20 protein-coding genes and 2 pseudogenes are annotated in these 22,940 nt (G+C 70.1%); 2 read left to right on the top strand and 20 right to left on the bottom strand.

What is annotated here, in order from left to right:
- Positions 1-41: 41 nt before the first annotated feature.
- The 9 genes from ABD385_RS07505 to rpsB form a co-directional block, all read right to left on the bottom strand.
- Positions 42-1,112, bottom strand: a complete 1,071-nt coding sequence (locus tag ABD385_RS07505) for an ABC transporter ATP-binding protein (RefSeq protein WP_344574205.1) — start codon at positions 1,110-1,112, stop codon at positions 42-44.
- Positions 1,113-2,762 (bottom strand): ABC transporter permease, encoded by a 1,650-nt coding sequence (locus ABD385_RS07500; protein ID WP_344574204.1) that lies wholly within the window; start codon positions 2,760-2,762, stop codon positions 1,113-1,115.
- Between the two features lie 53 nt (positions 2,763-2,815).
- The gene (locus ABD385_RS07495; protein WP_344574203.1) at positions 2,816-3,892 is read right to left on the bottom strand and encodes a thiamine ABC transporter substrate-binding protein; all 1,077 of its coding nucleotides are present in this window, start codon (positions 3,890-3,892) and stop codon (positions 2,816-2,818) included.
- A 262-nt stretch (positions 3,893-4,154) separates the two neighbouring features.
- Positions 4,155-5,267, bottom strand: coding sequence for a dual-specificity RNA methyltransferase RlmN (gene rlmN / locus ABD385_RS07490; protein WP_344574202.1), 1,113 nt, complete (start codon positions 5,265-5,267; stop codon positions 4,155-4,157).
- Positions 5,268-5,434: 167 nt separating this feature from the next.
- Entirely contained in the window at positions 5,435-6,577 is a 1,143-nt protein-coding gene (locus ABD385_RS07485; protein ID WP_344574201.1) for a phosphatidate cytidylyltransferase, read from the bottom strand.
- Positions 6,577-7,134, bottom strand: coding sequence for a ribosome recycling factor (gene frr, locus ABD385_RS07480; protein ID WP_344574200.1), 558 nt, complete (start codon positions 7,132-7,134; stop codon positions 6,577-6,579). The genes ABD385_RS07485 and frr overlap by 1 nt, the downstream gene beginning before the upstream one ends.
- A gap of 175 nt (positions 7,135-7,309) precedes the next feature.
- Positions 7,310-8,080 carry a UMP kinase gene (gene pyrH, locus ABD385_RS07475; RefSeq protein WP_344574199.1) on the bottom strand — a complete coding sequence of 257 codons (771 nt, stop codon included), beginning with the start codon at positions 8,078-8,080 and terminating at the stop codon, positions 7,310-7,312.
- A gap of 161 nt (positions 8,081-8,241) precedes the next feature.
- Positions 8,242-9,078 (bottom strand): translation elongation factor Ts, encoded by an 837-nt coding sequence (tsf, locus tag ABD385_RS07470; protein WP_344574198.1) that lies wholly within the window; start codon positions 9,076-9,078, stop codon positions 8,242-8,244.
- 108 nt (positions 9,079-9,186) lie between these two features.
- Positions 9,187-10,098, bottom strand: coding sequence for a 30S ribosomal protein S2 (rpsB, locus tag ABD385_RS07465; RefSeq protein ID WP_344574197.1), 912 nt, complete (start codon positions 10,096-10,098; stop codon positions 9,187-9,189).
- A 338-nt stretch (positions 10,099-10,436) separates the two neighbouring features.
- Between rpsB and ABD385_RS07460 the strand changes: the two genes are divergently transcribed.
- A complete protein-coding gene (locus ABD385_RS07460) occupies positions 10,437-11,660 on the top strand; it encodes a murein hydrolase activator EnvC family protein (protein ID WP_344574304.1) in 1,224 nt (407 codons plus the stop codon).
- Between the two features lie 381 nt (positions 11,661-12,041).
- Here ABD385_RS07460 and ABD385_RS07455 read toward each other — a convergent pair whose 3' ends face one another.
- The 7 genes and pseudogenes from ABD385_RS07455 to ABD385_RS07425 all read right to left on the bottom strand — a co-directional run bounded on the left by ABD385_RS07455 (position 12,042) and on the right by ABD385_RS07425 (position 19,125).
- A complete protein-coding gene (locus tag ABD385_RS07455; protein ID WP_344574303.1) occupies positions 12,042-12,581 on the bottom strand; it encodes a TetR/AcrR family transcriptional regulator in 540 nt (179 codons plus the stop codon).
- Positions 12,582-12,979: 398 nt separating this feature from the next.
- On the bottom strand, positions 12,980-13,816 hold the full coding sequence (gene whiG / locus ABD385_RS07450; protein ID WP_275462750.1) for an RNA polymerase sigma factor WhiG: 837 nt from the start codon (positions 13,814-13,816) through the stop codon (positions 12,980-12,982).
- Between the two features lie 374 nt (positions 13,817-14,190).
- Entirely contained in the window at positions 14,191-15,432 is a 1,242-nt protein-coding gene (gene dprA / locus ABD385_RS07445) for a DNA-processing protein DprA (protein ID WP_425585364.1), read from the bottom strand.
- A gap of 488 nt (positions 15,433-15,920) precedes the next feature.
- Positions 15,921-17,531 (bottom strand): annotated as a pseudogene (locus ABD385_RS07440) (YifB family Mg chelatase-like AAA ATPase); the annotation flags it as partial.
- A pseudogene (locus ABD385_RS07435) lies at positions 17,531-17,884 on the bottom strand (YraN family protein); the annotation flags it as partial. The pseudogenes ABD385_RS07440 and ABD385_RS07435, both read right to left, overlap by 1 nt.
- Positions 17,885-18,301: 417 nt before the next feature.
- A complete protein-coding gene (locus ABD385_RS07430; RefSeq protein ID WP_003980220.1) occupies positions 18,302-18,610 on the bottom strand; it encodes a DUF2469 domain-containing protein in 309 nt (102 codons plus the stop codon).
- Between the two features lie 38 nt (positions 18,611-18,648).
- Entirely contained in the window at positions 18,649-19,125 is a 477-nt protein-coding gene (locus tag ABD385_RS07425) for an NUDIX hydrolase (protein ID WP_344574196.1), read from the bottom strand.
- Between ABD385_RS07425 and ABD385_RS07420 the strand changes: the two genes are divergently transcribed.
- On the top strand, positions 19,066-19,287 hold the full coding sequence (locus ABD385_RS07420; protein ID WP_344574307.1) for a hypothetical protein: 222 nt from the start codon (positions 19,066-19,068) through the stop codon (positions 19,285-19,287). The two genes, ABD385_RS07425 and ABD385_RS07420, sit on opposite strands and share 60 nt — an antisense overlap.
- Before the next feature lie 115 nt (positions 19,288-19,402).
- Here ABD385_RS07420 and lepB (ABD385_RS07415) read toward each other — a convergent pair whose 3' ends face one another.
- Genes lepB (ABD385_RS07415) through lepB (ABD385_RS07400) form a run of 4 tightly spaced genes read right to left on the bottom strand, consistent with a single transcriptional unit; the run spans position 19,403 to position 22,908 of the window.
- Positions 19,403-20,131 (bottom strand): signal peptidase I, encoded by a 729-nt coding sequence (gene lepB, locus ABD385_RS07415; RefSeq protein ID WP_344574195.1) that lies wholly within the window; start codon positions 20,129-20,131, stop codon positions 19,403-19,405.
- Positions 20,132-20,185: 54 nt separating this feature from the next.
- Positions 20,186-21,148 carry a signal peptidase I gene (lepB, locus tag ABD385_RS07410; RefSeq protein ID WP_344574300.1) on the bottom strand — a complete coding sequence of 321 codons (963 nt, stop codon included), beginning with the start codon at positions 21,146-21,148 and terminating at the stop codon, positions 20,186-20,188.
- Entirely contained in the window at positions 21,090-22,151 is a 1,062-nt protein-coding gene (gene lepB, locus ABD385_RS07405) for a signal peptidase I (protein WP_344574194.1), read from the bottom strand. The genes lepB (ABD385_RS07410) and lepB (ABD385_RS07405) overlap by 59 nt, the downstream gene beginning before the upstream one ends.
- A complete protein-coding gene (gene lepB / locus ABD385_RS07400; RefSeq protein WP_344574191.1) occupies positions 22,144-22,908 on the bottom strand; it encodes a signal peptidase I in 765 nt (254 codons plus the stop codon). Before lepB (ABD385_RS07400) ends, lepB (ABD385_RS07405) begins: the two co-directional genes overlap by 8 nt.
- Between the last annotated feature and the right edge of the window lie 32 nt (positions 22,909-22,940).

The raw sequence follows: 22,940 nt of genomic DNA, 5'->3' as shown, positions 1-22,940 counted from the left end.
TCCAGGAGCGGATCATGGCCCAGCACCGGCAGGCGACACGCTCATTCTTCCGCGTCGCCCAACACCACCACGTCTTCGGCGGCGAACGAAATACCGACCCGGTCTCCGGTCTCCGGCGCCTCGTGGAGGGGGCACGCCGCTTCCACCTGCGGTCCGCTCGCCGGTTGGAGCAACAGCGCGACGTGCGTGCCACGGAAGGTCCGGGCGACGACCGTGCACGGCAGGCCGTCCGCCGCGGACGTCAGCCGGACACCAGCCGGGCGCACGAGCAGGCGGCAGGCGCCGTCCGGAGTGCCGTCCGGTACGGGCACCTTGCCCCAAGGGGTAGCGGCGGATTCGCCCTGCACGCTCGCCTCCACCACGTTGTCGAAGCCGAGGAAGCGGGCGACGAAGGCGGAGGCGGGGCGCTGCCAGACCTCCAGCGGGCTGCCGCTCTGAGCGATCCGGCCGTCCCGCATCACCACGACGCGGTCGGCGAGGGCGAACGCCTCCCCCTGGTCGTGGGTGACGGCGAGCACCGTCGTGCCCAACTCGCGGAAGAGTCGGCGCAGTTCGACGACGAGACGCTCGCGCAGCCCCCGGTCCAGTTGCCCGAGCGGCTCGTCCAGCATCAACAGCCGCGGGCGCGGGGCGAGGGCCCGGGCCAGGGCGACCCGCTGTTGCTCGCCGCCGGACAGCGACGCCACCGCCCGACCCGCGGCGCCCGGGAGCCCGACGAGGTCGAGCAGTTCGGTGACCGTGCGTTGCTGCTCGCCGCGGGAGGAACCCCGCATCCGCAGTCCGAAGGCCACGTTCCCCGCGACATCACGCTGCGGGAACAACTGGTGGTCCTGGAACATCAACCCGACGCCGCGCCGGTGCGTGGGCACCCCCACCTGGTCGCGCCCCTCCAGCAGCACGGCCCCCGCGTCGGCGTGCTGCAGCCCGGCGACGACCCGCAGGAGGGTGGACTTGCCGCTGCCGCTGGGGCCGAGGACGCAGACGATCTCGTGTGCGGCGACGTCCAGGTCCACCCCGTCGAGTGCGGGATGCGTGCCGGGCATGCCGAAACTGACCGTGACGCCGTCCAGTCGCAGCATTTCCGTTGCTGCGGTCCGGGCCTGTGCCGTCATCTAGAACTCCCCGGAGTGGTCGGTGCGGATGCGCTCCAGGGCCAGCAGGGCGCCGGCGCACACCACCATCAAAATCGTCGACAGGGCCATCGCCTGGCCGTAGTTGAACTCGCCCGCACGACCCAGCAGTCGGGTGACGGCCACCGGCAGCGTCGGCTGGTCCGGCCGTGCGATGAAGACGGTCGCGCCGAACTCACCGAGCGACACCGCGAAGGCGAAACCCGCCGCAACGAGCAGCGCCCGCCGCACCATCGGCAGGTCCACCTCGCGCCAGACCTGCCAGGGCGAGGCGCCGAGCACTGCCGCCGCTTCCCGCAGCCGGCCGTCCACCGCCCGCAGGACGGGCAGCATCGTGCGGACCACGAACGGCACGCCCACCAGGGCCTGGGCGAGCGGGACCAGCCACCACGAGGCCCGCAGGTCCAGCGGCGGCTTGTCGAGGGTGATCAGGAATCCGAAGCCGACGGTCACGGCGGACACCCCGAGGGGCAACATCAGCAGCCCGTCGAAGCCGCGCAGGAGCCGGGTGATCATCGGCGTCCGCCCGGAGGGACCTGCTGCCGGCCGGGAGCGGGTGAGTGCGGCCGCGGCCAGGCCGCCGACCAGAAGGGCGATCGCGGTGGCCGCCGCCCCGTAGGCGAGGGAGTTCCAGAGGGCGTCGAGGGGGGCGACGGCGAAGGTGCTGTCGGCGGACGCCGCGTCACGCAGCGTCTTGTAGAAGACCAGCCCGAAGCCGTCCGGGCCGGCGAAGGATCGCTCGACGAGCACGGCGAGCGGCAGGACGAGCAGCACCGCGATGACGGTGAGGGTGCCCCAGAGCAGCGCCCACTGGCCTGCTCCGTGCGGACGACGGGCGGTCCGGGAGGCGTCGACGAGCCGCAGGGTGGATTCGCGGCGCCGCACGGTCCAGGCGTGCAGCGCCAACAGTCCCAGTACGGCCGCGAACTGGATCAGGGTGAGCACGGCGGCCGTCGGCAGGTCCAGGAAGTCGGCGGTCTGCCGGTAGATCTCCACCTCCAACGTGGAGAAGGTGGGTCCGCCCAGGATCTGCACCACTCCGAAGGAAGTGAAGGTGAAGAGGAACACCATCAGGGCCGCGGCGGCCACCGCCGGCCCCAGCGCGGGCAGCGTCACCTTCCGCCAGGCCGCGAACCGTCCGGCGCCCAGGACCCGGGCCGCCTCCTCCTGACGCGGGTCGAGCTGGGCCCAGAGGCCGCCGACGGTGCGGACGACGACCGCGTAGTTGAAGAAGACGTGCGCCAGCAGGATCGCCCACACCGAGGTGTCCAGCCGGACGCCCCACAGGTCGTCCAGCAGCCCGCCCCTGCCGACCAGTGCCAGGAAGGCGGAGCCGACGACGACGGTGGGCAGCACGAACGGCACCGCCACCACCGCCCGCAGCAGTTGCTTGCCGGGGAAGGCGAATCGCGCGAAGACGTAGGCACCGGGCAGCGCGATCAGCAGCGTCAAGGCGGTCGAAGCAGCGGCCTGCCACACCGTGAACCACAGCACGTGGAGGACGTCCGGATCACCGAGCACGGCACCGAAGCGACCGAGTTGCCACTGCCCGCCGTCCTTCAGCCCCCGGCCGACGATCACGGCGACCGGGTAGGCGAAGAACACCGCGAAGAAGACGAACGGCACGGCCATCAGGCCGAGCCGCACCGCCGTGGCCCGCGCGGTCCCCCGGCGCCGGGTGCGGGCTACTTCAGAACGAGCGAGGACCACTGCTTGACCCACTGGTCACGGTTCTTGGCGATCGTCTCGGGTGCGAGGGTCGCCGGCTTGTCGATCCTGGCGCCGTAGCGGGTGAACAGCTCCGGCTCCTTGGCGTCCTTGCGTGCCGGGTTGACGAACATCTGCAGCGGCATGTCCTCCTGGAACGTCTTCGACAGGAGGAAGTCGAGCAGCGCCTTGCCGCCCTTCTCGTTCTTGGCGCCCTTGAGCAGACCACCGAATTCGACCTGCTGGAAGCAGGTGCCGGTCGCGACGCCGGTCGGCGCCTCCTTCGGGGCGGGGTTCTTGCCCATCACTTCGGCGGGCGGGCTGGAGGCGTAGGAGACGACCAGCGGCTTGTCCCCCTTCCCCTTGCCGGCCGCGGAGCCCGAGAACCGCTCGTTGTACGCCTGCTCCCAGCTGTCGACGACCTCGACGCCGTTGGCCTTGAGCTTCTTCCAGTAGTCCGTCCAGCCGGCCTCGCCGTGGGCGGCGATGGTGCCGAGCTGGAAGGCGAGCCCTGGGGAGGAGGTGGCGGAGTTCTCCGTGACGAGCAGGCCCTTGTACTGCGGCTTGAGCAGGTCGTCGAAGGTCTGCGGCGGCGCGAGCTTGTGCTGGGTGAAGTAGGCGCGGTCGTAGTTGACGCAGATGTCGCCGTAGTCGAGGGGCGTGACCCGGTGGCCGCCCTTGTCGAGCTGGAGGTCAGCCGGCACGCTGTCCAGGCCCTTGGCCTTGTAGGGGGTGAAGAGCCCGGCGTTCAGCCCGCGCGAGAGCAGGGTGTTGTCGATGCCGAAGAAGACGTCGCCCTGCGGGTTGTCCTTGGAGAGGATCGCCTTGTTGACGGCTTCGCCGGCGTCCCCGCCCCTGAGCACCTTGACCTTGTAGCCGCTCTCCTTCTCGAAGGCGGCCAAGACGGACTTGGAGGCGTTGAACGAGTCGTGGCTGACGAGCGTGACGGTCTTGGTGTCGGCGCTGCTGTCGCCGGCGCTGCCGCACCCGGCGAGTGCGGTCATGCCGGCCGCGGCGGCGAGCGCTGCCGCGGTGATCCTTCTGGTGGTGCTCACTGATTTCCTCCTGGCTGGCCAGGAAGAGACGCGGCCCCGCCCGGTGCCCGCTGCGTTGCGTTCTTCGTCGGAGACGTTCGGCAGCGGACGGTGGGCAGGGCGCAACAGCATGAGTGATGACCGAACTTCCTACCCGGAATGACCCGGGCGAGGTTCAAGGGTCTGCGGCGCCGTAGGGCTACGACGTGTCCGCACTCTCAGCGCTGTGGCGCTCCCCTGTCGGAATGTGCATTTGTTCGACGACACCGTACCAGCGGGTGGCTCAGCGCTCCGAGGCCGCGAGCTGTCCGCAGGCGCCGTCGATCTCCTGGCCCCGGGTGTCCCGCACGGTCACGGGCACGCCGTGCGCCTCGATGGCCCGCACGAACGCCAGCTCGTCCTCGGGCCGCGAGGCGGTCCACTTCGAGCCGGGCGTCGGGTTGAGCGGAATGAGGTTGACGTGCACCCGCTTGCCCTTGAGCAGCCGTCCCAGCAGGTCACCGCGCCACGCCTGGTCGTTGATGTCGCGGATCAGGGCGTACTCGATCGAGACCCGGCGGCCGGACTTCTCGGCGTACTCCCACGCCGCGTCCAGCACCTCACGGACCTTCCAGCGGGTGTTGACCGGTACGAGGGTGTCCCGCAGCTCGTCGTCGGGCGCGTGCAGCGACAGCGCGAGCCGGCACTTGAAGCCCTCGTCGGCGAACCGCAGCATCGCCGGGACCAGCCCGACGGTGGAGACGGTGATGCCGCGCTGGGAGAGGCCCAGCCCGTCCGGCTCGGGGTCGGTCAGCCGCCGGATGGCGCCGACCACCCGCTTGTAGTTGGCGAGCGGCTCGCCCATGCCCATGAAGACGATGTTGGACAGCCGGGCCGGTCCGCCGGGCACCTCGCCGTCGCGCAGCGCCCGCATCCCGTCGACGATCTGGTGCACGATCTCGGCGGTGGAGAGGTTCCGGTCCAGGCCGGCCTGGCCGGTGGCGCAGAACGGGCAGTTCATGCCGCAGCCGGCCTGCGAGGAGATGCACATGGTGACCCGGTCCGGGTAGCGCATCAGGACGGACTCGACGAGGGTGCCGTCGTGCAGGCGCCACAGCGTCTTGCGGGTGGTGTCGTCGTCGCACGAGATGTGCCGCACCACGGACATCAGGTCCGGCAGCAGTTCGGCGGCGAGCTTCTCGCGCGCCGTCGCGGGGATGTCGGTCCACTGGGCGGGGTCGTGCGCGTAGCGGGCGAAGTAGTGCTGCGACAGCTGCTTGGCGCGGAACGGCTTCTCACCGATCGCCGCCACCGCCTCACGGCGCTCGGCCGGGTTGAGGTCGGCGAGGTGCCGAGGTGGCTTCTTGGCGCCGCGGGGGGCGACGAACGTCAGTTCTCCCGGGGCCGGGCGTGCCATGGGCGGAAACTCCTCTGTGCGACAAGGCCGGGCGGCTTCTGCCGACGCGTGACCAGGGTCCGGACGGGCCGGAACCGGGAGACCTCACGGATCGTCCCCGCGGTCGCGAGGACGGAAAGGGCGCGCCGCGATCGAGCGACGCGCCCCTCAAGGGTAACCGGCGACGCTCAGCCCGATCCCACGAAGATCACGAACAGCAGCCAGACCACAGGAGCGGTCGGCAGGAGCGAGTCCAACCGGTCCATGATGCCGCCGTGACCAGGCAGCAAGGTGCCCATGTCCTTGATGCCCAGATCCCTCTTGATCATGGATTCACCGAGGTCACCGAGGGTGGCGCTGACCGCAACCGCCAGGCCGAGCAGCAGTCCCTGCCACCAGATGCCGCCCTTGATCAGGAACTGCATGCACAGCGCGCCCGCCACCATCGCGAAGAGCACCGCCCCGACGAGTCCCTCGCGGGTCTTGCCGGGACTGATCCGCGGCGCGAGCTTCTTCTTGCCGAAGCGCCAGCCGACCGCGTAGGCGCCGGTGTCGCTGACGACCGTCAGCAGCAGGAAGGTCAGCACCCGCTGCGGTCCGTCCGCCTCGGCCGCCAGCATCAGCGCCACGAAGGTCGCCAGGAAGGGGACGTAGAAGGCCGCGAAGATGGCGGCCGTGACGTCGCGGAGGTAGTTCTGGGGCGCCTCGGTCATCCGCCAGACGAGGACGGCGAGCGCGGTGAGCGCCATCGCCACCCAGGCCCCCTCGGCGCCGCGCACGTACCCGGCGACCACCATGGCGGTACCGCCGAGCGCGAGCGGGACCATCGGGACCCGGATGTCCTTGCGCTCGGCCAGCCGCGAGGTCAGCTCCCACAGGCCCACGACGACGGCGATCGCTATGACACCGATGAACACCGGCTTGTAGACGAAGAGCGAGGCGACGATGACCACGCCGAGCCCGGCGCCGACCCCTATGGCGGCGGGCAGGTTGCGTCCCGCGCTCTTCTTCTGCGGTTTCACTGGGTCGTTGTCGGACCCGGGGAGCGAGGTGGGCATGGGCTCCTGCGGCCTGTCGTCGCGGAACAGGGGGCCGCTCAGGCGAGCAGCCCCCCGGTTGTCCGAGATGTCCCGGATGTCCCGATGGTCGTCCTGGTGTCCGCCCGGCTCGGGCACGAGGGGCATGGGCCGGGTCTGCGCCGCGCCGCCTCCGTCGTGCACGGGACCCGCCGGGACGGGAGGCGCCGCCCCGCGCAGCGAGGCGGCCGGTCCGTGGTCGGGCGGTCCCCACTGGCCGGAGCCGGGCGGGGTCCCCCAGGATGACTCGTTCATCAGACCTCTAGGAGCTCGGATTCCTTGTGCTTGAGGAGCTCGTCCACCTGCGCGACGTACTTCGCGGTGACGTCGTCGAGCTCCTTCTCGGCGCGGCGCACCTCGTCCTCGCCGGACTCCTTGTCCTTGACCAGCTTGTCGAGCGACTCCTTGGCCTTGCGACGCACGCTACGGATCGAGATCTTGGAGTCCTCGGCCTTGTTCTTGGCGACCTTGATGAACTCGCGACGGCGCTCCTCGGTCAGCTCCGGGAAGTTCACGCGGATGATGTTGCCGTCGTTGCTCGGGTTGACGCCGAGGTCCGAGTCACGGATCGCCTGCTCGATGTTGCGCAGCGCGCTCTTGTCGAACGGGGTCACCACGGCCATCCGCGGTTCCGGAACCGAGAACGACGCCAGCTGGTTGATGGGCGTCATGGCGCCGTAGTAGTCCGCCACGATCTTGTTGAACATCGCCGGGTGCGCACGCCCGGTGCGGATCGCGGCGAAGTCCTCCTTGGCGACCACGACGGCCTTCTCCATCTTCTCCTCGGCTTCGAGGAGGATCTCTTCGATCACCACTTGCTCCTGGTCTTATCGGTAAGAAGCAGAGCCTCGCCCCTGCCGCGCGTCTTCTCCTGCACGGTGTCCGACCGGCAGGCGGTTGTCCATCCCCGTACCGAGGTCTTCCCACGACCGGGGGTTGCCGCCCGTACGGGCCGACGCCCCTACGGAATCACGGCAGTTGAGGCCGTCAGGCCCGGGTGTTCTGATCGCTGACGAGCGTGCCGATCTTCTCACCCTTCACCGCACGCGCGATGTTCCCCTCGGCGAGCAGCTCGAACACGAGGATCGGGAGCTTGTTGTCCCGGCACAGCGTGATGGCGGTGGCGTCGGCGATCTTCAGGTCGCGGGTGATGACCTCGCCGTATTCGAGGGCGTCGAACTTGACCGCGTCCGGGTTCTGCTTCGGGTCGGAGTCGTAGACCCCGTCCACGCCGTTCTTGCCCATCAGCATGGCCTCGGCGTCGATCTCCAGGGCGCGCTGGGCGGCGGTGGTGTCGGTGGAGAAGTACGGCATGCCCATGCCGGCGCCGAAGATGACGACCCGGCCCTTCTCCAGGTGGCGCACCGCGCGCAGCGGGATGTACGGCTCCGCGACCTGGCCCATGGTGATCGCCGTCTGGACGCGGGAGTCGATGCCCTCCTTCTCCAGGAAGTCCTGGAGGGCCAGGCAGTTCATGACCGTGCCGAGCATGCCCATGTAGTCGGAGCGTGCCCGGTCCATGCCGCGCTGCTGCAGTTCGGCGCCGCGGAAGAAGTTGCCGCCGCCGATCACGATGGCGATCTCGTAGCCGTCACGCACCACCGCGGCGATCTCGCGGGCGATGGCGTGCACCACATCGGGGTCGACACCCAGTCCGCCGCCACCGGCGAAGGCCTCGCCCGACAGCTTCAGAAGGAAGCGGCGCCTGCCGCCGTTCCCGGCTTTGTGTGTGTCCGCGCCGTCGGCACCGTGATTCATTGAGCTCTCCTCGTGCACATACGAAGAAGGCCATTGCCGTGGGTCTGGGTCAGATCCCTGTCCGGCAATGGCCTCCTCGTCACATCTGCGGCCGACCGATGAGCGGCCGACTGCGTACGACCCTAGCGGGGCCGCAAGTCATTCGCTGCCTCGCGGCAGGCTCAGATGCCGACCTTGATGCGCGAGAAGCGCTTCAGGGTGACACCGGCCTCCTGGAGGACCTTCTCGACGGACTTCTTGTTGTCGAGCGCGTAGGGCTGACCGAGCAGCGTCGCGTCCTTGAAGAAGCCGTTGAGGCGACCCTCGACGATCTTCGGGAGCGCAGCCTCGGGCTTGCCTTCGGCGCGGGTGGTCTCCTCGGCGACGCGACGCTCGGCCTCGACGACCTCGGCCGGAACGTCGTCCTTGGCCAGGTACTTCGGGGCGAAGGCGGCGATGTGCTGCGCGATGCCCCTGGCGACCTCGGCGTTCTCCCTGTCGAGCTCGACGAGGACACCGATCTGCGGCGGCAGGTCAGGCATGGTGCGGTGCATGTATGCCGTGACGTAGCCGTCGGAGAACTGCGCGAAGCGGTCCAGGACGATCTTCTCGCCGAGGTTCGCGTTGGCCTCGTCGACGAAGGCCTGGACGGTCTTGCCGGCCTCGATCTCGGAGCCGAGCAGGGCCTCGAGGTCGGCCGGGTTGGTCTTGGCAACGTGCGCGGCGAGGGCGTTGGCGACGGCCTGGAACTTCTCGCCCTTGGCGACGAAGTCCGTCTCGCACTTCAGCTCGAGGATCAGGCCGGAGGTGTTGTCGTCAGCGATCAGGGAGACCACGGCGCCGTTCTCGGCGGAGCGGCCCTCGCGCTTGGCGACGCCCTTCTGACCCTTGACGCGCAGGACCTCGACGGCCTTGTCGACGTTGCCCTCGGCCTCTTCCAGGGCCTTCTTGCAGTCCATCATGCCGGCGCCGGTGAGCTCGCGGAGCTTCTTGACGTCAGCGGCGGTGTAGTTCGCCATGGTCTGTGAATCTCTTCTCGGAATCGCGAAAGTCGAAAGATCTACGGGTGGACGGCGGGGGCGGTGCTTGTGGCACCTTCCCCCGCCGTCATCAACCGGTCTTGGAGGTCAGCCCTGCTCGGCCGGCTTCTCGGCCTCAGCGGCCGGAGTCTCAGCCTCGGCGACCGGAGCCTCGGCCTCAGCGGCCGGAGCCTCAGCCTCAGCGGCCGGAGCCTCAACCTTGGCAGCCTCGTCGTCGGACTTCTTGTCGCCTTCGAGCAGGTCGCGCTCCCACTCGGCCAGCGGCTCGCCGGCCTTCTCGCCCGGCTTCTGGTCGCCGGTGGCGGCACCGGAACGGGCGATCAGGCCCTCGGCGACGGCGTCGGCGATCACGCGGGTGAGCAGGGTGACGGAGCGGATCGCGTCGTCGTTACCCGGGATCTTGTAGTCGACCTCGTCCGGGTCGCAGTTGGTGTCGAGGATCGCGACGACCGGGATGTTGAGCTTGCGCGCCTCGCCGACGGCGATGTGCTCCTTCTTGGTGTCCACGATCCAGACGGCGCTGGGCACCTTCTGCATCTCGCGGATACCACCGAGGGTCTTCTCCAGCTTGGCCTTCTCGCGCGAGAGGACCAGGAGCTCCTTCTTGGTGAGGCCGGAGGCGGCCACGTCCTCGAAGTCGATCTGCTCGAGCTCCTTGAGGCGCTGCAGACGCTTGTAGACGGTCGAGAAGTTGGTCAGCATGCCGCCGAGCCAGCGCTGGTTCACGTAGGGCATGCCCACGCGCGTCGCCTGCTCAGCAATGGCCTCCTGGGCCTGCTTCTTCGTACCGACGAACATGACGGAGCCGCCGTGGGCAACGGTCTCCTTGACGAACTCGTAGGCGCGGTCGATGTACGACAGCGACTGGAGCAGGTCGATGATGTAGATGCCGTTGCGCTCGGTGAAGATGAAGCGCTTCATCTTCGGGTTCCAGCGGCGGGTCTGGTGCCCGAAGTGGACGCCGCTCTCCAGCAGCTCCCGCATCGTGACGACGGCCATGGCCGTACTCCTCGTTGTTCTCGGTTCCACCGCGACCGGTCGGCCGCAGTGCCTGACGCCCCGACGCGCCTGCCAGGGGAGGAACCGAGCGGAACCTTCCGAGGACCGAGAGCGCGGCCATGTGCTGCCCGAACGGGACTGGTGCACAGGTGGCGGGGCGTGCGAAGTCGACCCGGTGACCCGGATCGCCATCAGAAGTGTACGGGACGGGCGATGCACCGGGCGACACGCACCATTTCGCGCCCCTGCAGGGTGACGCCGTTGTCCACAAGCGGTCCGTCATCCACAGCTTTTCACCAAGATCCCCACGCCCGTCCGGCATCCGCCATCGTCAACACATGCAACGACGCACCGACCACACCGAGCAGCAATCCGACCGCCCCCTCCCCGCCCGGCTTCCGCCTCCACGAAAGCCGCTGCCCCACCCGCACGACTCCACCCCCACGTGGGAACGGGACACCGAGCGGCAACGACGAACACACCCTGCCGCACCACTGGACCGGCCCCTCGGCAGGCAACGCGGCAGCCCGCACCACCCCCTGCCTGCGAATCGACACCCCAGACACCCACCGAGCCCACCAGAGGACCCGCCCCCCACTCCCACACTGTTGACGCGGTCGCGGCGGCCTGGGACTCGAGTCCGCCGGAGTGGACGAAGTCCCCTCCCCGCCCTCGCCCTGTGTGTCCTGCACACCGTGCCGATAGCGGCAGCAGCCGGCGCGCCAAACGTGGCCGAGGCGGCTTCCCCACGCGTCAACGCCGGACAGAGCACCACCCCGGCAGCTCCGACACCAGACCGCTCTTGGCCCGTCACCGGCCCAGCGGGGACACCACCCAAATTGTTGCGCGGCTGGGAACCTCCACCGACCCCCTGGGCAGCAGGGCACCGCGGCGTGGACCTGGCGGCAGCCAAAGACACCACCGTCAAAGCCGCCGCGCCCGGACAGATCACGTTCGCCGGCACCGTCGCCGGCCGCGGCGTCCTCACCATCGAAGTGTCCGACTCGGGCCGCCCCCCGCTACGCACCACCTACGAGCCGATCCGCGCCACCACCCACAAAGGCCAGCACGTCACCGCCGGCCAACCCGTCGGCCTACTGGAGGAAGGCCCCTACCACTGCCGCGAACCGTGCCTCCACTGGGGCCTACGACGCGGCACGACCTACCTGAACCCCCTCGCACTGCTGCCGCCAACCGCACTCCGCAAAGGCCCCTCACGACTCCTGCCGGTCTTCGACGTCCCCGAGCCAAAATCAGTCCCGAACCCCGGACTCATCCATCCACATTCTGATCAACCAGCACCCACGGCCCACACCGCACAGGACTCGCCACGAGACACCACAAGCGCAGCCCTACTCGGCGCGATCACACTCACCGCCACCACGCTGTGGGCATTGGGCCGCCTCCACCGCGAACCAAGACGGAAACCTGCAGCCAGGAGACATGACCCCGCCATAGGCATGCCGAACCGAAGGAGACGGCCAGGCCGCACAAGCGACGACCCCACCCGCAAAGAAGGGCAGGCCCAACGTAGAGAGGAGACGCCGACGCGGACGGCTTGAACGAGTACGCCCCAATGCGACGCCCGAAAACACGCACCTGTCGAACGGGGCAACGAACCGACTCCAGCTCGTTGCGGGCTGCGGGCTGCGGGCTGCGGGCTGCGGGCTGCGGGCTGCGGGCTGCGGGCTGCGGGCTGCGGGCTGCGGGCTGCGGGCTGCGGGCTGCGGGCTGCGGGCTGCGGGCTGCGGGCTGCGGGCTGCGGGGCAAACGAGCGTTACCGGTGGGGAGGGGCGGGGTGGGGGGAGGGGCCCAGGGGAGGGACCGGGGCGATCAAGCAACCCAGCCCGACGCCCCATCAGCAACCACACCGTAGGCCGACATCCCCCAATCACCCGCCAGTCCCACACAGGGCCGGCCGTGCCTCACCGGTCGGCAGGATTTCAGCCGCGGACCCCAGTGAGGGCCATAGCCACCGCTGCCTCAACGATCTCTTCCGGGTCTTCGGCGGCACCGAGTTCAATGCGGCGAACTGCTGCGTCCACCACGCCCTGGAGCAGCATCGCCGCGAGCCGGGGCTGGGCATGGCCGAGGGCGGCCAGCGCTTCGACGATCATGGCGATCAGTCCGCCGTGCGCCGCACGGATCTTCTCCCGGGCGCCCGCGTCCAGTTCCCCTGCGGAGATGGCGACGACGGCTCGGTGACGGCGGTCTCCCACCAGTGCCAGTTGTCGACGCACATACGCTTCGACTTTTGCCTCGGGCGTCTCGGCGCCCTCCATCGCGGTCTCGACTTCGGCGGCCCACACGGGGAAGTCGACGGCGCACAGTTCTTCGACGACGGCTGCTCGGGAGCGGAAGTACTCGTATACGGAGGAGCGCGCGAGCCCCGTCCGTTCGGCGAGAGCAGGGAAGGTCAGCGCTTCCGTTCCGCCCTCGGACAGCAAGGTGCGGGCGGCGTCCAAGAGGGCGCCGCGCTGCATCGTCCGGTGCTCGGCCACCGAGGCCGCTCGAATCCTGGGCACGCCACCACTCTACGGATGGCGTCCTCGCCATGGCACGCCGCATCGCAACACACCTCGCCGCCGATGCACTCCGTGGAGTCCGTTTGGCCCGCCGCTCTCAAACAGACGCCATCCGCACAGACGAGAGAACCGTCGACCGATCAGGGCGGGGCGATCAGGACCCCTATGCCTTGCCGCCCCCTCACACCCTCGGATCAGGTCCCGCACCACCACTGGTTCTTCCTCGCACCGCGCTCACCCCACCACCCCTGACCACGCCCCGGCCCGGGGCCCGAGAATCGGTTTTGTCGCGCGCACCCGGACTCTCCTCCTAGCCACCCCACCAGTCGCCTCGGCCCCACACAGACCTCCGGCTCTCAGCGCCCCACATCTGCCAGCTTCGCGCGGAGCTGGAGCACGGACTTGGTGTGGATCTGACTGACCCTGCTCTCGGTGACGCCCAGAACGTTGCCGATCTCGGCGAGCGTGAGGCCCTCGTAGTAGTAGAGGGTGACCACGGTCTTCTCGCGGTCGGGCAGGGTGTTGATGGCGCGCGCCAGTAGCCGCCGCAGTTCGCGGTCCTCGGCGATTTCGACGGGGTTCTCGGCAGCGGTGTCCTCCAGCGTGTCCATGAGGCTGAGGCGTTCGCCGCCTTCACCGCCAACGTGGAGGAGCTCCTCCAACGCGACGACGTTCGCCAGGGACAGTTGGCTGAAGACGCCGTGGAGTTCCTCCAGCTGGATGCCCATCTCGCCGGCGACCTCCGCCTCGGTCGGCGTCCGGCGCAGCTGCGCTTCGAGGGTGGCGTAGGCACGCTCCACGGCGCGCGCCTTTTGCCGTACGGATCGGGGGATCCAGTCCAGCGCACGGAGTTCGTCGATCATTGCGCCGCGGATGCGGGTGATCGCGTACGTCTCGAACTTGATGGAGCGTTCTGGCTCGAACTTCTCGATGGCGTCGATCAGTCCGAAGACTCCGGAAGAGACGAAGTCGGCCTGTTCGACGTTGGGCGGCAGTCCTACGCTGACCCGGCCGGCCACGTATTTGACCAGCGGTGAGTAATGCAGGATCAGCTGTTCCCGCAGGCGTCCGTCGCCGGACGCCTTGTAGGAGCGCCACAGCTCGTCGACCGAGGTGGGCGGGGCGGGGCGCACGCTGCCGCGCGCGGCGGGTGGTACTGCCGCACGGTCAGACCCGGAGGTGTGCTGGGGCATTCGTCGCCTTGAGCCGTTCTGCCGAGACGGGGGTGGATGGATGTATGGGGCTTGAACTGTCGTGAGCGTAGCGTGACCGTGACGTCGCGGTGTGCGAGGAAGGCAGGTTGGGTGTACGCAGATACGTTCCGCTGCCCGCACCCCAGGGTTACTTCGCGCAACACGGCGGCACCCGGAAGGGGCGCCGGAGACACGCTCGCCGGACACGCACCCCGGGAGGGTGGCGCGGACGGAGGTGTCGATGCGTCCGGCGGGAACCCGTGCGCGTACCGGGTCGCACCGCCGACACACAACGGACCGGCCACACGCACCGAAGCACGCCAAATCTGGATTCTGCGGTCATTCCCCTCACCCTTTCACCCGTTCGCGCCAGGTCAAGTACCGCCTCGCCGGGAACCTTCGGTCGAGTTGGCCCGTCGCACCAACTCCCAGCGCCCACCGCACCTTTGAACGAATTCGAGCGATTGCAGCTCGAAGAGCTTGTCGCGGGTGAGGTCGCGGGGTGTGCCCGACTCTCGAGCCAGATGGTCGGCATCCGCGCCACCGCGTGCGGGCAGCGCTTCGAGCACGCGGCGGGCGACCGGGTCCAACAGGTCGCGGGCAAGGGTCGGACCTCGACGCTCTGGGGCGAGGTCTCCGATGCTGCCGACGAGTTCGACCACCTCGTCGGCGTCGGTGACCACCGCCGCTTCACCGCGCAGGAGTTGGTGCACTCCGGCGGACAGCCCGCTGGTGACGGGGCCCGGCACGCCCATCGTGAAGCGCCCCAGGGCCAGCGCGCGCCGCGCGGTGACCAGTGACCCGCTGCGGAGTTCGGCCTCCACGACGACCGTGCCGCGCGTGAGGGCGGCAATGACACGGTTGCGCTGGACGAACCGACTGCGGGTGGGATGGTCGCCGGGCGGCAACTCGGCTACCACCAGGCCCTGTTCGGCGATGCGGTCGATCAACTCGGTGTGTCCGCGCGGGTAGGGGTGGTCGACGCCGGAGGCGAGCACGGCGACGGTCGGTCCGTCCGCGGCGAGCGCACCCCGATGGGCAGCGCCGTCGACGCCGTACGCGGCTCCGGAGACGATGGTCCAGCCGCGGTCGGCGAGTCCGGCACCGAGCGTGGTGGCGAGGTGGGCACCGTAGTCGGTACAGGCACGTGCGCCGACCACGGCCACTGAGCGCAGCGCCCAGATCCGCAGGTTGGCCCGGCCTCGGACCCAGAGTCCGATGGGGCGAGCGTCGCCGAGGTCGTCCAGCTGACCGGGCCATTCGTCGTCGCCCGGGCAGAGGAAACGACCTCCGAGCGTGGCGACGGCGGCGAGGTCGACTGCGGGGCGAGCCCGCGCGGCGCGCAGCCGGAGTCCTGCGACCTTGGTCGGGCTCGCGCCGATGGGCGGGGGCACGTCGTCTTGGGACAGCGCGTGCCAGAGCGCTACCGGGCCCATTTCGCGGAGCCAGCGACCGGCGGTCTCGTCGCCGGGTTCGATGATGCGGGTGAGTGCGGCGCGAGCCGCTCGGTGTGGTTCGTAGCTGCGCTGTTCGGCCAGTGCCCGGCGGGCGGCGGGGCGTTTCCGAGCCAGGGCAGGCGGAGGGTTTGGGGCGCTGGCGTCGTTGAGGCCCGCCAAGGCCCGGCGGGTGGGGCACCGTCCACCAGGCCCGATGGAATGCACATCCGCCGGTGTCGACTCTCCACCCCCTGCCGCCGATGTCCCTTTCTGCCGGGCTTCCGCATTCGCGCCCGGCTGCGGTGCTGGCTGCGAGCGATGCGGCCGTGTGGGCCCCGCCTCGTGCGTGACGAAGCCCCATTCGTCGAGGGAGTTCATCGTTCACCTCGGCTCTGCACGGGGCGGACGAGTGCGACGCACGGACGGGAATCCGGTGTCGTGCGGAGCCGTTCGCCCGGCGCTGGCGCGGTCGGCGTTTCCGCCATGGCCCCTGGCGTTCGCGGCCTCTTCTCCCCCGCCGTCGTTTGTTGGCCCCTCCCTGCTCCCGGCTCCCTTTCGTCCGGTGCGCTCGCCCGAGGAAAGGCTCGCGCCGGCCCGTGCGTCCCGGCCGTCGCGGACTCACCCGTTCCGGCGCGAGCAGCCGCTACTGCTGCCGTACCTGCGACCGTCCTTGCTGCCGTTCCCACCGCCACCGCACCGCGGCGTACCCCCGTGCGGAGTTCCAGAGCCCAGTTGACGTCCTCCTTCGTCGGGCGGTCGCGGCCGGCAAGGTCCGCGGCGGTCCAGGCGACGCGGAGGACGCGGTCGAGGCCGCGGGCCGTCAGGAGGCCGCAATCCAGGTCGCGTTCGGCCTGGGCGAGTACGCCGGGTTGTACGGGCCAACGGGTGCGGAGTTCGTGGCCCGGAACTTCGCTGTTGGTCTGCCAGGGGGTGTCGGCGAGGCGTGCCGCGGCGCGCTGCCGGGCGGCTCGGACGCGCTCGGCGACGGTGGCGGTGGATTCGCTGGCGTGGCCGAGCGCGAGGAGTTCACGACGGGCGACCGGTTCCACGGCGATCCGCAGGTCCACCCGGTCCATCAACGGCCCGGAGAGCCGGGCGCGATAGCGACGGATGGATGAGGGGCGGCATTCGCAGCCGCCCGCGGTCGTGCCGTGCCGGCCGCACGGGCAGGGGTTGGCGGCGAGCGCGAGCAGGAAGCGGGCGGGCATCCGCATCATGCCGCCTGCGCGGGCCACGACGACGTGGCCGGATTCGAGTGGTTGGCGTAAGGCGTCCAGGACTCGCGGGCTGCATTCTGCCGCTTCGTCCAGGAAGAGCACGCCGTGGTGAGCCAGCGAGACGGCTCCTGGGCGGGGCAGTCCGGTTCCGCCGCCGACCAGGGAGGCCGTGGTCGCGGAGTGGTGCGGGGCACAGTAGGGCGGGCGGTGGACCAGCGGCTGCCCCGGAGGGAGGGTGCCGGCGACCGAGTGGACGGCGGTCACTTCCAGGGACGCCTTGGGTGTCAGCGGTGGCAGGAGTCCGGGGAGGCGTTCGGCGAGCATGGTCTTGCCGGCGCCCGGTGGGCCCTTGAAGAAGATGTGGTGGCGTCCGGCGGCGGCCACTTCCAGAGCGCGCCGAGCGTTGTGCTGGCCCACGACGTCGGCGAGGTCGAGGGCGTGGCCATCCGTTGGCAGTCCCGCCGTGGCGCTCATACCGGGCATGACGAGGCCGGCCAGCAGGGGGTCGGGGCGGCCCTCGCCGGACGGCTCCTCCTCATCGGGGACCGGTTCGTCGGTGAGGACGGCGATGAGTTGTCGCAGGCTGCGGATGCCGAGGACGGAGACGCCGGGAACGAGTGAAGCCTCTGCGACGGTCGGCTCCGGCACGACGACCTGGCGGTATCCGGCGTCGGCGGCGGCGAGGACCGCGGGCAGTACGCCGCGGACGGGGCGGACGCGACCGTCGAGGCCGAGTTCGCCGATCATCATCAGGTCGGTGAGTTCGCGGGGGTCGAGGCGTTCGGCGGCGCCCAGGACCGCGCAGGCCACGGCGAGGTCGAAGCCGCTGCCGCTCTTGGGTACGGAGGCCGGGCTGAGGCCGACCGTGAGCTTCTTCTGGGGCCACTCGGCGCCCGAATTCACGAGCGCGGCGCGGACGCGGTCCCGGGACTCGGCCAGGCTCTTGTCGGGGAGCCCGACGAGGGTGAAGGCCGCCACGCCGGGTTCCAGGTCGGCCTGGACCTCGACGACGACTCCTTCGACGCCCACGAGGGCCACGGAGCAGGTGCGGGCGAATCCCATCACGCCACCCCCCTGGCGTGCTCGACCACGGGGGCGCCGCGGGCGGGCAGCAGGATTCCGATGACGTCGATGCGGACACCCCCGGGTGGTGGTCCGCCGTGCCGTTCCAGCCAGCGCTCGGCGAGGAGGCGCAGTCGCGCGGTCTTCTCGGCTCGGACGGCGGCCATGGGGTGTTCGTACCAGCCCGCCCGACGGGTCTTGACTTCGCAGACGACCAGGGCGTCGCCGTCGACGGCGACGATGTCGATCTCTCCGTCACGGCAGCGCCAGTTGCGGTCGAGGATCCGCATGCCGGCCTCGGTGAGGCGCCGGACGGCCAGGTCCTCTCCATACCTTCCCAGCGCGGTGCGGGACGTCGTCGGCGCGGCCGGTCGTTTCGTCTTCGCTGCTGCTCGCGTCGTCGGGGCTGTGCCCGCCCCACGGGCTGCCCGGGGCGCGGCGCAGGCGTCCCCCGGTGTCCGCTTCCCGCTGCGTCCGGTGTCCACGGCGCGACGGCCGCTCTCTGTGGCGTTCATTCGGTACCACCTCCGGCACCGACAGTGACGCCTCCGCGCAGATCTATTGGATCTTGGTGGATAACCGCCTGGCTGTGGATAACTCGGTCACCCGCCAGGGCGACTCACAGCGGCGGCCTGGTCGAACTGGCAACCCCGCGTGCGCACCACACAGCGACGCCGAAAGCCCAGTACAGCCCGCCCAGCCCAGCTCCAGCCGCGGCCCCGACCCGGACTCCGAACCCGCCCCGCCCCGCCCCGCCCCGCAGGAGCCCGTCAGCTCCCCGGAAGATCGAGATCGCTCTTGTTCAGCTCTTCGATGTTCACGTCCTTGAACGTGAGCACCCTCACCTGCTTGACGAAGCGGGCCGGCCGGTACATGTCCCACACCCAGGCGTCAGCCATCGAGACCTCGAAGAAAACCTCACCCTGGACCGAGTGCACCTGCATCTCGTAGTCGTTGGTGAGGTAGAAGCGCCGCTCGGTCTCGATCACGTATTTGAACAGCCCGACGACGTCTCGGTACTCCCGGTAGAGCTTCAGCTCCATCTCGGTCTCGTACTTTTCGAGGTCCTCGGCGCTCATGGCAGATCCCCTTCAGCCGTGCGTCCCCCTATTGTGCGTCAGACCCTCTCGGTCTCCAGGAGCACCGGCGCACTCGGGGGCCCTTCGTCGAGCAGTGTGCGCAGCAGCTCGGCGAGTCTGGTCGGGTACACCGTCTCATGCGACGCCGACAGTTCCTCCGAGGTCCACCACTTCAACCCCGACACGCTGCGCCGTTCCAGGTCCGTGTGGCCGGCGGTGTCGGTGGCGGTCCGATCGGTCCGGGCCAGGAAGTACCACTCGTCCTGCTCCCAGCGTCGCCCGTCGAAGGGAAAGCCGCAGCGGCGCTTCCACAGGAGCGGCCCGAGGGTGACCCCGCGGATGCCGGTCTCCTCGGCGAGCTCACGGAGGGCCGCCTCCTCGCGGGTCTCGGTGCCCTCCAGACCGCCGCCGGGGGTGAACCACCAGGTTTCGGCCGGACGGTCCGGTTCGAAGCCGTGCAGCAGCAGGATCCGGTCCTCCGGATCGAGCAGCAGGACCCGGGACACCTGACGCACCTCGACGGCTTCCTCAACCGCACCGGCAGCGCCACTCCGGGCAGTGCCGCTCCGGGCAGCACCGCCGTCCGCAGCACCGGCAGCGCCGCCCCCGAAAGCACCCCCGTCCGCCGCAAGGGCGCCAGCGGCTCCGCCTTCCGCACCCTCCGCCCGGTGGCCTGAATCTGCCCCTCCAGCACCCCCCACGGCGCTCTCATCAGTCACCCCGCCATCCATCTCAGGAACTGCCCCGACCCCTCCCTGACCCCCCTGCCGCGCTGCCCTCTCCCGCGCCCGCTCATCCACGTCCACGCCCCTTCCGCCGCGCGATCGGCCCGTACGCCGCACCCCCGAGGATCAGCACGGCGCCGGCGACGACCGCGAGGACGAGAGGCTGGACCGGCCCCGGCTGCGAGGTGCCGCCGGGAAGCGCGGCGAAGCTTTCGGGGCGCTGGAGCACGCCGAGGCTGTCGAGCGGCCAGGCGCGGGCGTCGACCCGGGCTTCCACGGCGCTGCGCGGGACGGCCCCGTGGTCGCCGTCGGTGAGATGGACCCTGGAGTCGAGGGAGTCGTTGCGGTGGTCGCCGAGGAGGAAGAGCTGGCCAGTGGGCACGACGGCCTTGAAGCCGATGGGCGAGGCGGGGCCGTCGCCCTGGAGGTAGGGCTCCTGTACGGGGGTTCCGTTGACCGTCAGCAGGCCCTTCTTCGTGCAGCAGGCGACCTTGTCGCCGCCGACGCCGACCACCCGCTTGACCATCGGCAGGTCGCCCCAGGTGCTGTCCTTGAAGACGACGACGTCGCCGCGGCGTATCGCGGAGCCACCGACCTTTTCGGCCAACACGCGGGCGCCCGGGGCGATGGTCGGCGACATGGAGTCGGTCGGCACCGTGTAGGGGCGGTAGAGCAGCGCCCCCCAGACGAATGCCCCCAGGAACAGCACACAGCCGACGGCCACGGCCAGACCGGACAGCACACTGCCCGTGGTCCGGCCGCGGCCGTCCGTCGTACGTTCCGTACTGCTGCTCATCCCAGCGCTCCCGCCCCGCGGGGTGGGCCCGCGTCGAAGATCCGGGACGGCACCTTACCTGGGGTTACGCCCTGCGGTCAGCTTCCGGCGCCGCCAGATCACCAGCGGAACCGCGCCGGCCAGACCCAGTGCGGCCGGAGCGGCACCCATGGCCTTGTTGATCCCGGGCTGGTCGAAGGTGTCCGGTACGGGGAGGGTCGACCAGCGGTTGATGGGCCAGGCGATGGTGAAGGCGCGACCGACGACCTCGTTCTCGGAGACCGTCCCGTTGCCGGGGAGGTTCTGGTGGTACCGGGAGTCGAGGGAGTCGTCGCGGTGGTCACCCATCACCCAGATCCGGCCCTTGGGGACGTGGATCGGGCCGAACGGGCGGTCACCGCAGGGGGTGGCGCCGGGGAAGACGTAGGAATCTTCCTTGAGGACCTTGCCGTTGACCTTGACCGGGCCGACACCCTGGCATTCGACGGTGTCGCCGCCGACCGCGATGACCCGCTTGATCAGGTCCTTCTCCTCGGCCGAGGGCATCAGGCCGATGAAGCTGAGGACCTTCTGGATCGGGTTGGGCTGCGGCGTGGGCGTCTCGTTGAGCCAGCCGCCCGGGTCGTGGAAGACGACGACCTCGCCGCGCTGCGGCTTGGCGCCGAACCACGGGGTGAGCTTGTCGACCAGCACCCGGTCGCCGCGCTGGAGGGTGTCCTGCATGGAGTCGGACGGGATGGAGAACGCCTGTACCAGGAACGTCTTGATCAGCAGGGCGAGGAGCAGGGCGATGCCGATGAGGATCGGCAGCTCCTTCCAGAAGGCACGCGGCTTCTTGCCTTTGGTCACGCTGCCGGTCGCCTCCTCGTCGGCCGCCTGGTCCGACTGCTTCGATGGATCGGTGTGCGGTCCGGCCGGTGCGGACCCGCCTGACTGCGCCTGTGGCTGATGCACGGAACTCGTCGCCTGCTGCGCGGACTCACCGCGCCCTGCGGGCTCTTCGGGCTCTTCGGTTCCGGACCGCGCGCCGACCGCCAAGTCCCCCACATCTGCTCCTCACTCCGCGCTCTCGCCCGCCCGTCAACCGGTGCAGGCCCACCACTCCCATAACGAGCGGGAGTTCCGCAGGGGTCGGGAGTACCGCCAAACTCTCGGATGACACCCTATGCGCTGCGCCAGCCGCCGACGCCTTCGCACCCGGCGCGTCGTGCACGTCGGCGAAGGTGTCGGGCTCCTTCAGGAACTGCCAGTGGCTGAACGGCCAGGCGATGACCACGGCCCGACCCACGACGTTGTCCTCCGACACCGTGCCGCGGTACGGCTCGTCGAGGTGGTAGCGCGAGTCCGCCGAATTGGAGCGGTGGTCGCCCATGACGAAGATCCGTCCGGTGGGGACGTTGACCGTGAACTTCAGCTCGGAGGGCGGGTTTCCGGGGTGCACGTACGGCTCGGTGAGCGGGGTGCCGTTGACCGTGATCCGGCCCTTGGTGTCGCAGCAGTGCACGCTGTCCCCGCCGACCGCGACCACGCGCTTGATCAGGTCCTGCTCGTTGGCGGACGGCAGCAGCCCGATGAAGGTCAGGACGTCGTTGATCGGGCCGGAGCCCCCGGTGGACTGGTTCTGCTCGCCCTTGAGCCAACCGCCGGGGTCCTTGAAGACGACGACGTCGCCGCGGTGCGGTTCGGCGCCGAACCACGGGGTGAGCTTGTCGACCAGCACCCGGTCGCCGATCTTGATGGTCTGTTCCATGGAGCCGGACGGGATCACGAACGCCTGGACCAGGAAGGTCTTCAGGACCAGCGCGATGGCCAGCGCCACCCCGATCAGGATCGGGATCTCCTTGAGGTAGGAGCGGCGTCTGCGGCGCTTGATGCGCTGGGCCTGGCGGCGCCGCTCGGCCCGCCCACCGGTCGCCGCCCGGGCGTCCGGCTCGCCGTCGTCCGCCCCGACCGCCGGTGCCCCATCGAGGAGGTCGCCGTCCTGCGTCCCGTCGTCGGGGAGGGATTCGTGCCCGTGGCGGGGCCGCCCGCGGCTACCCATGGGGGCCTGCCGGCACCGGTATGCGGGCCAGGTCGCCGGGGGTGGTGAGGGTGCTCCAGCGGTCGAACGGCCAACTGATCAGGTCGGCGCGGCCGATGACCCGGTCGACCGGGACGGTGCCGCCGCCGGCCTCGCCCAGGTGGTCGCGGGAGTCGCTGGACCGGGCGCGGTGATCGCCCATGACCCAGAGCCGGCCCTTCGGCACCACGATGTCGAAGGGGACGGCGGAGGGCGCGTCCCCGGGATGGAGGTAGCCCTCGGTCACCGGCACTCCGTTCACCTTGATCCGCCCCCGTTTGTCGCAGCAGGTCACGTGGTCCCCGCCGACGCCGATGACGCGCTTGACGTAGTCGGTGTCGTCGGACCGGGCCAGGCCCAGTGCCGCACCGGCCTTGCGCAGCAGTCCCGTCACGGGATTCTCCCCCGACTCCCTGTGAACGAAAGATCCCGTGCCGTCGAAGACGATGACGTCGCCGCGCTGCGGGGTGGCACCGAAGCGGTAGGCCAGCTTGTTCACCAGGACCCGGTCGCCGACCTGCAGGGTGTTCTCCATGGAGGTACTGGGGATCAGGAACGGCTGCACCACGAAGTTGCTGAGCAGGAACAGGAAGGCCAGGCACAGCGCGAAGAGGGTGACCGGCCGGTACCGCAGCTGCGCCGCCACGGCCCGGAAACGCGCGAAGCGCGACCGCCGTCCCGAACCCTCGACGGGGTCGGAAGCGGGGTCGCGCTCCGTGAGTTGTGCGTCGGTGTCCATGGGGTCCAGAGCCTATCCGGCCTGGCCCGGAC

Source organism: Streptomyces lunalinharesii (genome assembly GCF_039532155.1).
Taxonomy (GTDB): domain Bacteria; phylum Actinomycetota; class Actinomycetes; order Streptomycetales; family Streptomycetaceae; genus Streptomyces; species Streptomyces lunalinharesii.
Note: the sequence above shows the minus strand (reverse complement) of the source record. Positions and strands in the feature narration are given on the sequence as shown.